9 protein-coding genes are annotated in these 15,164 nt (G+C 43.1%); 3 read left to right on the top strand and 6 right to left on the bottom strand.

Annotated elements, in window-relative coordinates; all coding sequences use genetic code 11:
• The first annotated feature begins 77 nt into the window (after nucleotides 1-77).
• The 3 genes from MHI33_RS05980 (at nucleotide 78) to MHI33_RS05970 (ending at nucleotide 6,314) form a co-directional block, all read left to right on the top strand.
• The gene (locus MHI33_RS05980) at nucleotides 78-1,919 is read left to right on the top strand and encodes a bifunctional homocysteine S-methyltransferase/methylenetetrahydrofolate reductase (protein WP_126741325.1); all 1,842 of its coding nucleotides are present in this window, start codon (nucleotides 78-80) and stop codon (nucleotides 1,917-1,919) included.
• Entirely contained in the window at nucleotides 1,903-5,331 is a 3,429-nt protein-coding gene (gene metH, locus MHI33_RS05975) for a methionine synthase (protein WP_340909853.1), read from the top strand. Before MHI33_RS05980 ends, metH begins: the two co-directional genes overlap by 17 nt.
• A gap of 125 nt (nucleotides 5,332-5,456) precedes the next feature.
• Entirely contained in the window at nucleotides 5,457-6,314 is an 858-nt protein-coding gene (locus MHI33_RS05970) for a GNAT family N-acetyltransferase (RefSeq protein ID WP_340909850.1), read from the top strand.
• 184 nt (nucleotides 6,315-6,498) lie between these two features.
• Here MHI33_RS05970 and MHI33_RS05965 read toward each other — a convergent pair whose 3' ends face one another.
• From MHI33_RS05965 to MHI33_RS05940, 6 genes are read right to left on the bottom strand one after another with little or no spacing between them, the layout of a single operon-like run.
• Nucleotides 6,499-8,313 carry an IucA/IucC family protein gene (locus MHI33_RS05965; RefSeq protein ID WP_340909847.1) on the bottom strand — a complete coding sequence of 605 codons (1,815 nt, stop codon included), beginning with the start codon at nucleotides 8,311-8,313 and terminating at the stop codon, nucleotides 6,499-6,501.
• A gap of 13 nt (nucleotides 8,314-8,326) precedes the next feature.
• Nucleotides 8,327-9,676 (bottom strand): lysine N(6)-hydroxylase/L-ornithine N(5)-oxygenase family protein, encoded by a 1,350-nt coding sequence (locus MHI33_RS05960; protein WP_065098879.1) that lies wholly within the window; start codon nucleotides 9,674-9,676, stop codon nucleotides 8,327-8,329.
• Nucleotides 9,651-10,205, bottom strand: a complete 555-nt coding sequence (locus MHI33_RS05955) for a GNAT family N-acetyltransferase (RefSeq protein ID WP_065098880.1) — start codon at nucleotides 10,203-10,205, stop codon at nucleotides 9,651-9,653. The genes MHI33_RS05960 and MHI33_RS05955 overlap by 26 nt, the downstream gene beginning before the upstream one ends.
• On the bottom strand, nucleotides 10,202-11,983 hold the full coding sequence (locus MHI33_RS05950; RefSeq protein ID WP_340909843.1) for an IucA/IucC family protein: 1,782 nt from the start codon (nucleotides 11,981-11,983) through the stop codon (nucleotides 10,202-10,204). Before MHI33_RS05950 ends, MHI33_RS05955 begins: the two co-directional genes overlap by 4 nt.
• Entirely contained in the window at nucleotides 11,980-13,476 is a 1,497-nt protein-coding gene (locus tag MHI33_RS05945) for a pyridoxal phosphate-dependent decarboxylase family protein (RefSeq protein WP_340909841.1), read from the bottom strand. Before MHI33_RS05945 ends, MHI33_RS05950 begins: the two co-directional genes overlap by 4 nt.
• Nucleotides 13,463-14,809, bottom strand: a complete 1,347-nt coding sequence (locus tag MHI33_RS05940; RefSeq protein ID WP_340909839.1) for an aspartate aminotransferase family protein — start codon at nucleotides 14,807-14,809, stop codon at nucleotides 13,463-13,465. Before MHI33_RS05940 ends, MHI33_RS05945 begins: the two co-directional genes overlap by 14 nt.
• Between the last annotated feature and the right edge of the window lie 355 nt (nucleotides 14,810-15,164).

Below are 15,164 nucleotides of genomic sequence, written 5' to 3'. Positions count from 1 at the left end.
AAGAATTACGATACAGCCAAAAAGTCTTCTTCTTATCAGAAGGCTTTTTTTGTTACATAAAAATAAGGAGGAAACCAATGGGCCTATTACAAGACTTACAAAACCGCGTACTGATTGCTGACGGTGCAATGGGAACACTTTTATACTCTTACGGCATTGACCGCTGCTTTGAAGAATTAAATTTATCGAAAGAAGATGAAGTAAGGCGCGTGCACGAAGCATATGTGCAGGCTGGTGCGGACATCATTCAAACAAATACGTATGGCGCAAATTATATTAAACTATCCCGCTACGGCTTAGAGGAAGAAACAAAGCGTATCAATACAAAGGCGGTACAAATCGCAAAAGCAGCCGCAGGCTCTGCTTATGTCCTTGGAACGATCGGCGGCATTCGAACGTTTAACAAAAATGCCTATACGATTGAAGAAATTAAACGAAGCTTTAGGGAACAGCTATACATTCTATTAAATGAGCAGCCCGATGGATTATTGCTAGAAACGTATTATGACATGGAAGAAGCGAAGGCCGTTCTCCAAATTGCACGAAAAGAAACGACTCTCCCGATTGTCATGAACGTCTCCATGCATGAACAAGGTGTGTTGCAGGATGGAACACCGCTCAAGGATGGTTTATCTGAATTGTCCTCTCTTGGCGCAGACGTCGTTGGCATCAACTGCCGGCTGGGCCCTTATCATATGATTCAGGCACTCGAAGGCGTTCCAATTTTAGAAAATTCCCATTTATCAGTCTATCCTAACAGCAGTCTTCCCTCTCTTGAAGAAGGCAGACTCGTCTATGATACAGATAACGATTATTTTCGAAAAAGTGCACTTGAATTTAGAAATCAAGGCGCACGTATTATCGGCGGGTGCTGCGGAACAACGCCTCAGCATATTCACGCAATGGCTGAAGCGGTCAAGGATTTAGCCCCGATCACTGAAAAAGAAGTAAAAGTATTAAAAGAAGAAATCATTTCGATTCAAGATCAGCGGACTGAACCAGGTCTTGATGAGCTCGCTACGAAAAAACGGACGATTATTGTAGAGCTTGATCCGCCGAAGAAGCTGAACTTCGAAAAATTCCTCGTCGCAGCAAATGAATTAAAGAATGCAGGTATTGATGCCTTGACATTGGCTGATAATTCTCTTGCGACTCCTCGCATTAGCAATGTGGCTTGCGGCGCTTTATTGAAACAGCAGCTTGATATGCGTTCACTCGTCCATATCACATGCCGTGATCGTAATTTGATTGGGCTTCAATCCCATTTGATGGGTCTTGACACCCTTGGTTTAACTGATATTTTAGCCATTACAGGCGACCCTTCTAAGATTGGAGATTTCCCAGGGGCAACGTCTGTGTATGATTTAACCTCCTTTGATTTGATTCGGCTGATTAAGCAGTTTAACGAAGGCCTTTCTTTCTCAGGGAAGCCCCTTGGCAAAAAGACCAATTTTTCAGTAGCTGGCGCGTTTAATCCGAATGTTCGTCACATTGATAAAGCGGTCAAACGTCTTGAGAAAAAAATCGAATACGGTGCTGATTATTTTATTTCACAGCCTGTTTATTCTGAGGAACAGCTTGTGAAAATTCATGAGGAGAGCCGTCATTTAGATAAACCGATTTATATTGGCATTATGCCATTAACAAACAGCCGAAATGCGGAGTTTATTCACCATGAAATTCCAGGCATCAAGTTATCTGATTCCATTCGTGACATTATGGCCAAGGCTGGTGAGGATAAAGAGAAGCAGCGAGCAGAAGGCTTAGCGATTGCCCGCTCTTTATTAGATACAGCCTGCGAATTGTTTAACGGCATTTATTTAATTACCCCTTTCCTTCGATCAGACTTAACAGCAGAACTAACCACCTACATTCATCAGAAAGAAAAGGAGTCAAACACCCATGTCAACTATCACTGAACAGCTTAAGAAACGCATCCTCGTCCTTGATGGTGCAATGGGGACCATGATTCAAAATGCCAATCTCACAGCAGAAGACTTTGGCGGAGAAGAGTATGAGGGCTGTAACGAGTATTTGAATGTGACAGCCCCTCACACCATCCGCGCGATTCATAGAGAATACCTTGAGGCAAGCGCTGACCTCATTGAAACAAATACGTTCGGGGCTACAAAGCTCGTCCTTGACGAATACGGGCTTGGCCACCTTGCCTATGAACTCAATATACGGGCTGCCCAGCTGGCAAAGGACGAAGCTGACCGTTTCTCCACGCCGGAGCAGCCCCGATTTGTTGTAGGCGCGATGGGTCCCACTACGAAAACATTATCTGTGACAGGCGGCACAACCTTCGATGAGCTCGTCAGAAACTATGAAGAGCAGGCCCGCGCCTTGATTGATGGCAAATGTGATGCCCTTCTTTTAGAAACAAGTCAAGACATGCTGAATGTAAAAGCTGGTTTCAAAGGCATTCAGGAAGCCTTCCAGCAGACAGGTATTGAGTTGCCTCTTATGGTATCAGGTACGATTGAACCGATGGGCACTACCCTCGCTGGTCAGGATATTGAAGCCTTTTATATCTCTCTTGAGCATATGAAACCAATGAGTGTCGGCCTGAACTGTGCGACGGGTCCTGAATTCATGACAGACCATATCCGCACGCTCTCCTCCATCGCCAAGTCAGCAGTTAGCTGCTATCCAAATGCTGGTCTACCAGATGAAGAAGGTCAATATCATGAATCCCCTGCTTCACTTGCTAAAAAAATTTCCGCCTTTGCCAAGGAAGGCTGGTTAAATATTGTTGGCGGTTGCTGCGGAACAACACCTGCACATATACAGGCATTGTCAGATGAAGTACGAATGATTCAGCCGCGTCACATTGCGCATGAATCGTCTCAGCATACCGTATCAGGAATTGAGCCCCTGATATATGAGGAATCAATGCGCCCTCTTTTTGTAGGAGAACGGACCAACGTGATTGGTTCACGCAAATTCAAACGACTCATTGTGGAACAAAAGTTTGAAGAAGCATCAGAAATTGCTCGTGCACAGGTAAAAAACGGCGCTCACGTGATTGATGTGTGTCTCGCTGATCCAGATCGCGAGGAGGCGGCTGACATGGAAGGCTTTTTACAAGAGGCTATGAAAAAAGTCAAAGCCCCTTTTGTCATTGATTCAACGGATAAACACGTGATCGAAAAGGCGCTCACATATTCCCAAGGGAAAGCCATCATCAATTCCATTAACCTTGAGGATGGCGAAGAACGCTTCGAAGAAATTCTTCCACTTGTGAAGCTGTACGGCGGTGCACTTGTTGTCGGCACGATCGATGAAACAGGGATGGCCGTAACAGCAGAACGAAAGCTGGAGATTGCGGTACGCTCTCATGATCTATTAACGAAGAAATATGGCATTCCCGCAAGTGACATCATTTTTGATCCACTTGTCTTTCCAGTAGGCACTGGAGACGAGCAGTATATTGGCGCTGCCGAAGAAACGATCAAAGGCATCAAGATGATCAAGGAAAACCTGCCTGAGTGCTTGACGATTTTAGGCATCAGCAACGTGTCTTTTGGACTCCCGCCTCTTGGGAGAGAAATCTTGAATGCCGTCTACTTGTATCACTGCGTCCAAGCAGGACTTGACTATGCCATTGTGAATACAGAAAAACTTGAACGCTTCGCTTCTATTCCAAAGGAAGAAATCAAACTGGCCGAAACGTTGCTCTATGAAACAAATGATCAAACCCTTGCTGAGTTCACCCAATTTTACCGCGGCAAAAAGAAAACGGTGAAAAAACCAAAGGTCTCCTTATCACTTGATGAAAGGCTAGCACTCTACGTCGTCGAAGGAACAAAAGAAGGTCTTATCGATGATTTATCCCTTGCTCTAGAGCAATTTGAATCACCACTTCATATCATCAATGGTCCGTTAATGCAGGGAATGGCTGAGGTTGGACGTCTTTTCAATCAAAACGAACTGATTGTGGCGGAAGTGCTTCAATCGGCAGAGGTCATGAAGGCATCTGTATCGTATCTCGAGCAATATATGGAAAAGCAGCATGCAAGCGGGAAAGGTAAGATTCTACTTGCCACTGTAAAAGGAGATGTCCATGATATTGGGAAAAACCTTGTCGACATCATTTTGAGCAATAACGGCTTTCACGTGGTCGACCTCGGGATTAAGGTGACACCACAAACATTGATCGAAGCTGTGCAAAAGGAAAAGCCCGATATGATTGGATTATCAGGATTACTTGTGAAGTCAGCCCAGCAAATGGTACTCACCGCTCAGGATTTACAAAAGGCGAATATTTCCGTGCCCATTTTGGTCGGCGGCGCTGCACTTTCTCGTAAATTTACGAAAATGAAGATTTCGCCTCATTATGACGGACCGGTCCTTTACGCAAAAGATGCGATGGACGGCTTATCTTTAGCCAATGAGTTAAAAGCAAATCCTTTTCAGTTTCAAATAAAGCCCGATGAAGAGTCTGTGGCACCTGTCAAAGAGAAAGAAACAAAGCAGCCACAAGCTGTCATTGAATTACTAGAAAAACGTGTGGCACTCCCTGAGGCACCTATTTTCACGCCGGAAAATACGGCACGTCATTATGTAAGGAATATCGACCTGCACCACATTATGCCTTATGTGAATGAACAAATGCTCATCGGCCACCACCTTGGATTAAAAGGAAAGGTCAAAAAGCTGTTGGCCGAACAGCATCCAAAAGCATTGGAATTAAAGCAGCTTGTCACAGATCTTCTAAACGAAGGTAGAGAAAAAAACTGGTTTGCCCCAGCGTTTGTCTATCAATTTTATCCTGCTAGTTCAAACGGAAATGATCTGCATATTTATGATCCCGAAGTGCCTAACCGTATCATTGAAACATTCCAATTTCCAAGACAGGAGAAGCTTCCGTACCGCTCCATTTCTGATTATGTGCGGGGAAGCGGTGAAAAGGAGAAAGATTATATTGCTTTATTTGCCGTTACAGCTGGTGCGCGTATACGTGAAGTCGCGCAGCAATTTAAGCAAGAAGGAGATTATTTAAAAATGCATGCAGTTCAAGCTCTAGCACTTGAGCTTGCAGAAGGATTAGCCGAAAGAACCCACCAAGTGATTCGTGACAAATGGGGCTTCCCTGACCCAGTCGATTTCACAATGGAAAAACGATTCCAAGCGAAATATCAAGGGCAGCGCTATTCCTTTGGTTATCCCGCTTGTCCAAATCTTGAAGACCAAGAAAAGCTGTTCAAGCTGCTTCAGCCTGACAAAATCGGCATCCATCTAACAGAAGGATTTATGATGGAACCTGAAGCATCTGTTTCAGCGATCGTCGTTTCTCATCCTGAAGCTCGATATTTTAATGTTCATTAATGCAGAACCTCCGAAACTGGAGGTTCTTTTTTGCTGGGAAAATTAGATAAACTTCAATTTTTACACTATACCTTCTTATGGTACGATACACATAGATGAATTCAGCTAAGAAGGAGTTGCGTGTCATGACAAACGTTGTTCAACGAGCATTAACACTCGATGACATACCAGATCTTATCGCATTGTCTCAAGAGGTAGACTGGCCTGATTACAATGCGGAAGAGCTCTCATCTCTTTTAACAAATGGATATTTCACAGGTTTTTCAACAGCGGATGGACAAGTCATCTCATGTGCAGGACTTTTCCAATATGATCGAATGGCGTCAATTGGTGCTGTCATTGTATCTGAGACACATCGCGGCTTAGGTCTTGCAAGGAAAATGATTGACACCCTGCTAGATCAATGTGATCAAAGCGTTCCTGTCGTTTTAACCGCTACTGTCCAAGGGCGGCCAGTTTACGAAAAAATCGGGTTTCACACGGCTGGTTACATTACGACTTACAAAGTCCAAAAACCAAACCCAGAAGCGCTTCGTGTGTCAGATGACATCCACCTGTCTCCTGCCGATGAATCGCACCTTCCATGTATTGAAGCACTAGATGAAAAAGGCGCAGGCACAAATCGATCAAGCTTTTTAAAAAACCGGATGAACCGAGCAGCACGGCGTATCATTGCAAAGAATGAACGTCACGAAACAACTGGCTTTGCGTTTGGTGTTGAAACACCTGCCAATTTAATGATTGGACCGCTTGCTGCAAATGATGAACTTACAGCTCTCTCGCTGATCCGTTCGCTCATTTCGTCTTATTCGGGTCCAATTCGTTTAGATATGCAGGAGGAAACAGCTGAACGCCTCCATGAATCACTTGTTGAAGCAGGTTTTACGAAAACAAACAAGGCGCATTTTATGATGATTCGTGGAAAAGAAAAGCTGAACGATCCCGCACTTCTTTATTTCCTTGCCTCTCAAGCATTTTCGTAAAATATAAAAAGCTGTAGACACTTAATGTCTACAGCTTTAGATTGTTGACAAAGTGCTAAAATGATGTTTATTTTAGCACTTTGTCTTCTTTTCAGCGTGATAGAAAACCTTTGAAGTCTAGGAAGGGTGAGCACCAGCGCGCAGACCTGACAACGAATGCGAGGGTTTGTCTACAGCTTTTCTATTATTTCTCGCCGACGGACGAAAGAACATGCGCGAGTGCATTTGTGACCTTTCCATGCTCTGATGCATGCGGACGGTCATCTCCATCTCCATACCCATAATCAATCATTCGATTTCGATTTAAGCACAGCTTTGTCAGCTTCGGCTGGAATAGATCAAATAGGTCAAAACGGTCCTTCAGCTGTGGGAATTGCTTTTGATACTGCTGAATTTCTTCAGCAAGCAAGCGCCAAAGCGCTGTTTCATCTAACAGTTGATGATTGTCTAACACATTTGATACGTAACGCAGGTTACAAATAAACAATCCTGTAAAGATAAACTGCACTAACCCTTCCGGCGGCTCACTCCGCAGCACTTCTTTTAAATCTTCTCCTAGAGAAGCCAATTCAGGCAGCGGCTGATCACTAATGTTCACATCGTCAACAAAATCTTTGATCGCTAAACGATGAGGCTGATGATCTTTTAACACAAGAATCGTATTTTGTCCGTGCGGTGAAAAGACGGTGCCGTATTGATACATAAAGTGCAATAGCGGTGGCATCACCACATGGAAAAATTTCGCCATCCACTCTTTTGCTGAGAGACCTGATTTTTCAATCAGCTGTTTCACATAGGGCTCACCTTCATGATCCTCATAAGTGAGTGCCGCAAGTGTAACAGGATTCTCTCCTTCATCTAAGTACGAGTAAATGCTTTCTCTAAAAATGACACCGAGCATTTCAAGATATTGATACGGGGCACCAGGCAGTTTGCTATAGTAAGGATGATCGACATTGATACTTGCATTCTCACCAGATAATATCACGCGGCAGACATCAGATAAAAATGAATCTTGATCCGCGATCCCTTTAATATGCGCTGTAATGCGAGGGGCAATGACTGTCCGTTCTGACGGAAGTCCTCGGTACACAAGTGTATTTAAAATGCTCATTGGCAGTTTAATATGATGCTTGCCTTTATTTGAGATGTTCGTAAAGGTTCTGATCGACTGCTGCGGGATATATTGATCCAGTCCCTCTCCTACATACACAATCCGGCGCAACGCCAAATCTTCTGGGAAATGTTGAATAATCATATGTGTCCACTGCCATTTATGAACAGGCATCAAATAATAATCAGCTGCAATCAATCCTTCATCCTTTAGCACGCGGTGAAATTGACGAATCGTGACTTCATCTAACTCTTTGGCAATTACCTGCTCATAGTTTTCATGATCGACTGCATGGAATGTGGCAAGGTCCCGGTGAACAGCAATCCAAGACAGCTGCACACTTTCTTGCCTTTCAGGTGCATAGGCTAGGTAGTCATCGTAACTGAACCCAATGCGTCCTTTGTTATACACAATCCAAGGATGACCTGTCATTTCTCCTTCAATCCATGCATAATCAGTATCTGTCAGTTCATCCGCACGAAGTGCTTTTTTCGACAGCAAATGTACATCTGCTAACAGGGTGTGATGAAGCTCTTTTATTAGGTGTCCTGTTGTCTCAGAAGACATTGGAATGAGCGGCTGAATGTCTAGTAAAAACACAATTGCACTGACATCCTTTGACCATTTTCCGTCTTGACAGCACTCGATTGATTCAGCGATTGTATCAAAACTATCAAACAAACGAGGTTTTGCAAGATAGCGATATTTCTTATGTTCGTGAATGATTAATTCATACTGAGCAATGCCATCCTTATGATCTAGCTGCACGGGATGAAGCATATCCTCATACATGTATTCAGACAGCATTTTTGCCACCATTCGCTGGTTTGCCTTTTTCCAAGCAGCAGGATTCACCGCTTTTTTCAATTCATCTTGTACACTCATCGCTTCATCCTCCTTAACCTTTGATTTCTTCGAATGTATTGACGTGCTTTTGTGTACCAAATGTCTGGAAGACGTGCTTTTGATAAAGTGGATACACGGTTTGACGAGCAAGTTCATTGATAATCACACTGTTTCGATAAGCGCCAAGACCTAAATCCGGAGCGCCAACGCCATGTGTATGAAGCTCTGCATTTTGGACAAAAATATCATTTTCACCCATTGTATTTGTTTTCAAGCGATATTCACGTTCGACTTGGAACCGTCCTTGATCATCCCATTGAATGTGATGAGAAATTGGGTTGATAAACGGCGGCAGTACGGATTGATAGCCCGTCGCCAGCACGACAATATCTGTCTCGTGGGTAAAGGTATCCTCTTTGACCCATTGCGTGCATGAAAGGGACAAGCCGCAAGCTGTTTCCTCAATCAAGTTGACCTCTGTCATCGCTTGAAGCACTGTGTTCAACTGCTCTCCGCAGGCAGAACGTTCATAAAGCAAATGATAAATATCACGGATCATTGCAGAGCTGATGCCCTTATACAGCAAGTCTTGCTGCTTTAACAACGCATCCTTTTTTGTTTGCGGAAGCTCATAAAAGAAATCAATATAATCTGGAGAGAAATATTCAAGACCAAGGTTTGAATATTCCATTGGGAAAAATCCTTTAGAGCGTGTGAACCAGTGAATATCCTTCGCCTCATCATCTGATAAAATATCATAGAATACTTCTGCCGCACTTTGACCAGAGCCGATCACTGTCACAGATTTCCCTTTGAAACAGCCTTCTTTCTTTCGTTTTAAATAGTCGGCAGAATGAAAAACTTTCTCTCCTAAAGCTGGCTGGAGCGATGCTGGTATCGCCGGCTGTGTACCAATTCCTAAGACGAGATGCTTACTTTCAAACACCTCTACCGTTTGGTCTTTCACATGACGCACATGCACTTCATATCGCTTTTCTCCTGCTTTCTCGATCAATGAGACAGATTCGACGTTCATGCCAAATCGGCAAGAGTCTAACTGGTCTGCGACCCAACGGCAATAATGACTATATTCCTTGCGCGGGATATGAAAATCCTCTAGAAAGTAAAATGAATACAAACGGTTTTGTTCCTGTAAATAGTTGAGAAAGCTATATTTACTTTTCACATCTGCCATACTGACAAGGTCCGCTAAAAAGGGAACCTGCAGTGTCGTCCCCTCAATGAGCATCCCTGGGTGCCAATGAAAGGCTTCACTTCTTTCAAAAAACAAAGCGTCAATTTCATTTACCTCTTCAGATAATGCGGCAAGTCCTAAGTTAAACGGGCCAATGCCAATTCCTATTACATCCACTACATTATTTTGCTTGTTGAACCGCGTCATGGTTATACTTCCTTTCGAATCGTTCTCGATCACAAAACATTAAAAGACCTGTTTTATCCGGTAAATTGACTGGTTTTACACGTTCAAAGCCGCATTTTTCAAATACATGAATCATTTTTTCATTGCGAATATCCGGCTCAGCGACGACTTTTTCTGTTCGTTTGTTCTGCTCAAATTGAAATGCTGTCATGGCCAGAAGTAGCGGGGTCGCAAAACCTTTTCCCACATAATCCGGCTCCCCTATTAATAGATGGATTCCTTGATCATGCGGAGAAGGCTGATAGTAAGATTCAATGATGTCACCTTTGACGTTGTATGCCTCAAAATAACTCATGGGCGTCCCATCAATTGTGCCTAAATATAGGGTTTGATGCGGATCATGAATCGCCTGATAAAAATGCTTTTCAAAAGCAGGAAACGGAATATTCAAATGCCAAAATGGGTGAACATACTCCTCTTGCATCCACTTGTGGACAAGCCGGACATCTCTTTCATATTCAGCGCGAATAAAATGAATACGATCCCTCATCCAATCAGCGCCTCCTTATGTAAAAAGAGCGGATTCAAGACAGCTGTGTAACGAGACTGTGTTTCCAGAGATCCTGTCAGTTCATCCATATCTTCAAACCGTGTCAGCAAATTCGCTTTTGAAGGCAGTTCTTTTGAGCGCAGAAGGCTGTTTGTCAGCTCAGATGCCCCGTAAGTTTCCTCATGAGCAAGCAATGTGTCTCTCACGAGTGCGAGCAAGTCTTCTTCTTTCGCCAGACCTTCTGTACCAAAACCGTTAATGAGACCAAATAAATGATTAAAGAAGAAATAATAACGCAGTCTCTCAACGGCTACCTCATCTGCACAAATCGTTTCACTTCTCACGCTCAGGTTTTGGACAAGATTTGCGAGTTTATCCTTTTTCGATTCACTATAGTAGTAGCCTTGGTTGTCACGATAATAGAAGGTGTGCGGGTAACCACCCTTCATTTGCACAACAGCGTTTTGCTGATGGGCTTCCAGTGCAAGACCATACGTTTCAAACAGCCAGAGCATCGGTTCTAACGAAATGGTTAAATATTGCTTAAACCAATCTTGGCTTACAGCCTCTGGTGATCGACCTTCTGCGTCTGCAAGGTCATGGATGATCCCTGCTAATCGCGATTTTCCACCATACGCATGATCCTGACATAATCCAGCAATTAAGCTTGCCCCTTTTTCACGATGTAAAAATGGATTTTGACGAATGACTACTTCAAAGCCAGATTCCGCCTCTTCTCCTTGAATGGATAAATAGGCAGGATCTTCAATGACCCGAAATCCAGAGAATTCGTCGTATAGAGAAACGCCTAATTCTGTTTTTAAAATGCGCGACATCTCTACTCCGCGATCCAGTTCCTTTTGTTTATTGATACGTAAGGAGTTTGTAATTTTCACAGGAACAGAGAATTTGAGCATGTAAGCAGAATCCTTTTGATAGACGGTTCTGAAAGATGAAGTCGCTGTGTATTCAGAACCCATCGGTCCTAAATAAGTGAGTTTCCCTTCCTCTATATAACGGTTCACGAACGCTTTCTCCATGACCACCTTCACTTGAAGCGGGTGAATCGGAATGAGCACATATTCTCCGTTTTCTACTAACGTATTCAGTCTCTCTTTTTCTGCTGGTACCTGTCGCAAGAGCTCCTCTAGCATGAGGCTTGCCGCAGACTGTGTAATTGACGAATCCTGAAGCACAATCGAATGATGCGCTTTAAAGTAATGAAGCTGGAAAGTCCCTTTCAGCTCAGGAGAATAGATCGCTTCCTCCTCCTCTGTCATTCCTTGTCTGCTTTTTGGGGTAGGATGCGTTAAATGACCAAGGAGAAGTGACTGCTCAGCCTCGATATACTCAAAATCGGCTTCAGAAAGAGCGGCTCGATCACTTTCTCGCTCCTTTAAGAACCGTTCAATATTTCGGCAGCTTAAAATGATGCGAAGCATGAATTCATCCTCTGCATCTGTACGGCCATATTCAATGAGAAGCTCCTTTGAACATAAAGCAACAAGTGTCGTGTAATCGACGATTGCACCCTCTTGTTCACTGCCTTGCGGACGAAAGCGAATCGGAAAATCAAAGAGATGGCGGCCAACAGATGAAACATATCGGATCGGAATCACAAGCTCTAGATCTTGCTTTGCTAGTTTTGCGATGAAGACAAGCGAGCCATCTGCTCTCGTCTCTTTTTTTGCAGATCGATCGATTCCTGTTTCGCGTAAAAAACAGTTTAAAAAGCTTTGCATGGTTGCATTTTCAGCCATTTGTTTATATTGACTCAACGTAGTACCCTCCCGGATTGAATATGAGCGATCCCGATATCAACGATGTCAGAAAGGATTTCCTCAATATGTGTGATTGTCGTTCTCGGATTTAACAAAGTGAATTTTAAGCAGGTTTGACCATCCACTACTGTTTTTGCAACGACAGCAGTTCCTGTTTGGAATAATGTGCGATGAATGATTTTATTGACATCATCTGTTTGGTGGTCATCCTTAAATCGGAACACAACTGCATTGATTTCTGGCTCAGGATTGATCACTTCAAGGTCATCATTTTTCTCAATAAGCGCGGCCATATCCTTTGCAAAATGGATCGTATGGTCTATGATATCGCCAAACCCTTCTTCTCCAATAAGACGAAGTGATAGAAGTAATTTCAGCGCGTCAAATCGACGCGTTGTTTGGACAGATTTATTAACGAGATGTAGAATTCCTTCCAGCTCATCTTCCTTTGGATTGAGATAATCTGCATGATAATCAATCAAACCAAAATGCCTTTTATCCTTTAGCAAAAATGCTCCGCAGGAGATCGGCTGATAAAATTGTTTATGAAAGTCGATCGTGATCGAATCTGCAAGCTCAATACCGTCTAATTTCTTACGATAGGTTTCGCTTAATACAAGTGCTCCGCCGTAGGCAGCATCCGCGTGAATCCATAGGCCGTATGTCTTGACGAGGTCATATACCTCTCGAACTGGGTCAATACTGCCAAAATCCGTTGTCCCGCAAGTTGCTACTACCGCAAAAGGCAGCAAGTTCTGCTCCTTCAACTCAGCCAGCTTCTTTTTCAAATAATTGAGGTCCATTCGATGATGCTCATCTGTCTCGACTAGTACGACTGCCTGCTCTCCTAAACCTAACTGGGAGGCAGATTTTTTCACAGTAAAGTGAGCATTCTTCGAGCAAAGGATTCTCATGCGGTGAGATTCACTTGGCAAGCCTTTCTGCTGAACATTCCACTGCCATGTGTTTTCACAAAAGGCATCTCTCGCCAGAAGCAGCCCCATGTAGTTAGATTGGGTTCCACCGCTTGTAAAAGTCCCATCTGCTAGGCCGCCATAAGAAAACTTCGCACATAGCCACTTGAGAATTTCTTCCTCAACCAAAGAAGCAATACCGCTTTGATCAAACGAATCCATTGATTGGTTAAAGGAACTTACCATCACCTCTGCGGCAAGTGCAGGAATGAGCGGTGGACAATGCAGATGTGCCAAGCATTTAGGATGCGATACATCAATCAAATGCGGCAAAAGATGTTCTTTTATATCTTGAAAGACGGATTCAATGGATTCACCAAACGGTTGAAATCGGAATAGTAATTCGACACTAGCCGCTAATTTCCCAGGCAATATTCCACTGTAGGGGCCTGTGTCTTTTTGCCATTGATCCAGTAAGCTGTCGATAGATGTATGAAGAGCCGCTTGGAAGGACTCTCTTCCAAGCTGGCTTTGATTGATAAATAATGAATCCACAGAAGCTTTAGTTGATGGCATCGTACACGGCCTCTTTAAAAATAGCGATGACTTTTTCAAGCTGTTCTTCTGTCATAATGAGTGGTGGCAGAAATCGAATGACACTTCCGAAACGGCCTCCTGTCTCCACAATTAATCCTTTATCAAAGCAATTCTTTTGAATAAGACTGGCCAGCTCTGGATTCACTGGATAGCTTCCATCCACATCCTGTTTCTCATTTGGATTGACTACTTCAACGCCAATCATTAAACCTCTCCCTCGAACATCACCGAGAGCAGGGACTTGTTTTTGGATGTCTTTTAGATGAGCCTGCATACGATCTCCTAACCGTTCTACATGATCAAGCAGGTTGGTTTCTTTGATAAATTTAAGCGTAGCAGTTCCAGCAGCCATCGCCATTTGATTCCCTCTAAATGTCCCGATGTGTGCACCTGGATTCCATTGATCTAAATCTTGATCATAAATCACAACTGAAAGCGGCAGGCTTCCACCAATGGCTTTTGACAGCACAATAACGTCAGGTACAATTCCTGCATGTTCAAAGGCGAACATCTTACCTGTTCGGCCAATGCCTGATTGAACCTCATCAATAATGAGTGGGATCCCTTTTTCTTTTGTGATTCTTCTCATTTCTTTCATCCATTCAATCGATGCTGGAATGGAGCCTCCCTCGCCCTGCACTGCTTCAAAGATCATACCTGCTGGCGGAAGAATACCACTTTCAGGATCATTTAATACGCGCTCAATATACGAACTTGAGATGCGGTGCGAATCCTTCCCACCAATTCCAAATGGGCAGCGATATTCATATGGGTAAGGCATAAAATGAACATCAGGTATTAACCCTTGCACTCTTTCCTTCGGAGATAAATTCCCGCTTAATGACATCGTGGCATGTGTCGCACCGTGATACGCACCATGGAATGTTAGAATGCTTCGATTCCCTGTCGCTGTTTTGACTAATTTAATTGCTGCTTCTATGGCGTCACCACCAGTTGGCCCACAAAATTGAATTTTGGCTCTTTTTGCAAACTCTTCTGGCAAGTGTGAAAAAATTTCATTCACAAATTCTTCTTTAATTTCTGAGGTTATGTCCAGCGTATGCAACGGTCTTTTTTCATGAAGCATACGTTCAATAGCTTCTATAACAACTGGGTGATTGTGACCAAGTGCAAGTGTTCCTGCGCCTGCCAGGCAGTCATAAAACTCTCTGCCATCCGCATCTGTCACGATCATACCCTCGGCTTTTTGCATGGCTAATGGGAACCGTCTCGGGTAAGACCTTGCATTCGATTCTCTTTGACTTTGCTGCTCTAAAAATTGCTGATTTTTAGAAACGGTTTTGATGGACATAATAAAACACTCCTCCAATTGATAAAGATTATCATTTTCATTTACTAGCCTAGAGGATGTGAGATATGAAAGTCAATTGTATTCAAAAAGATGATTCGAAAAGCATATGAATGCTATATTCTCTTTTTAGCGAGTATTTTCGTGTAATCTTTACAAACCTCTACTGCCATAAAGACATAAAACGGATGAGACGGAATGATGTAGAAAAAAATTACAAATCATTATTCCTAGTTCTTTTGCTCTAATCATGATGAAACTCTCATTTTATATAGGAAACTGGATGAAAATGATGTAGAAAAAGAAAGAAAGAAACGTCATTCTATATTGATATAAATGGTTATAATGGTATAATTTC

The sequence above is a fragment of the Bacillus sp. FSL K6-2971 genome (assembly GCF_038006405.1).
GTDB lineage: Bacteria > Bacillota > Bacilli > Bacillales > Bacillaceae > Bacillus > Bacillus pumilus.
The sequence above is the reverse complement of the archived record's forward strand: the minus strand, read 5'-3'. Positions and strand labels throughout refer to the sequence as shown.

Excerpts from the sequence above, each read along its gene's own strand:
- MHI33_RS05980 (WP_126741325.1), top strand. The coding sequence starts at position 78 with ATGGGCCTATTACAAGACTTACAAAACCGCGTACTGATTGCTGACGGT.
- metH (WP_340909853.1), top strand. The coding sequence starts at position 1,903 with ATGTCAACTATCACTGAACAGCTTAAGAAACGCATCCTCGTCCTTGAT.
- MHI33_RS05970 (WP_340909850.1), top strand. The coding sequence starts at position 5,457 with ATGACAAACGTTGTTCAACGAGCATTAACACTCGATGACATACCAGAT.
- MHI33_RS05965 (WP_340909847.1), bottom strand. The coding sequence starts at position 8,313 with ATGAGTGTACAAGATGAATTGAAAAAAGCGGTGAATCCTGCTGCTTGG.
- MHI33_RS05960 (WP_065098879.1), bottom strand. The coding sequence starts at position 9,676 with ATGACGCGGTTCAACAAGCAAAATAATGTAGTGGATGTAATAGGAATT.
- MHI33_RS05955 (WP_065098880.1), bottom strand. The coding sequence starts at position 10,205 with ATGAGGGATCGTATTCATTTTATTCGCGCTGAATATGAAAGAGATGTC.
- MHI33_RS05945 (WP_340909841.1), bottom strand. The coding sequence starts at position 13,476 with ATGCCATCAACTAAAGCTTCTGTGGATTCATTATTTATCAATCAAAGC.
- MHI33_RS05940 (WP_340909839.1), bottom strand. The coding sequence starts at position 14,809 with ATGTCCATCAAAACCGTTTCTAAAAATCAGCAATTTTTAGAGCAGCAA.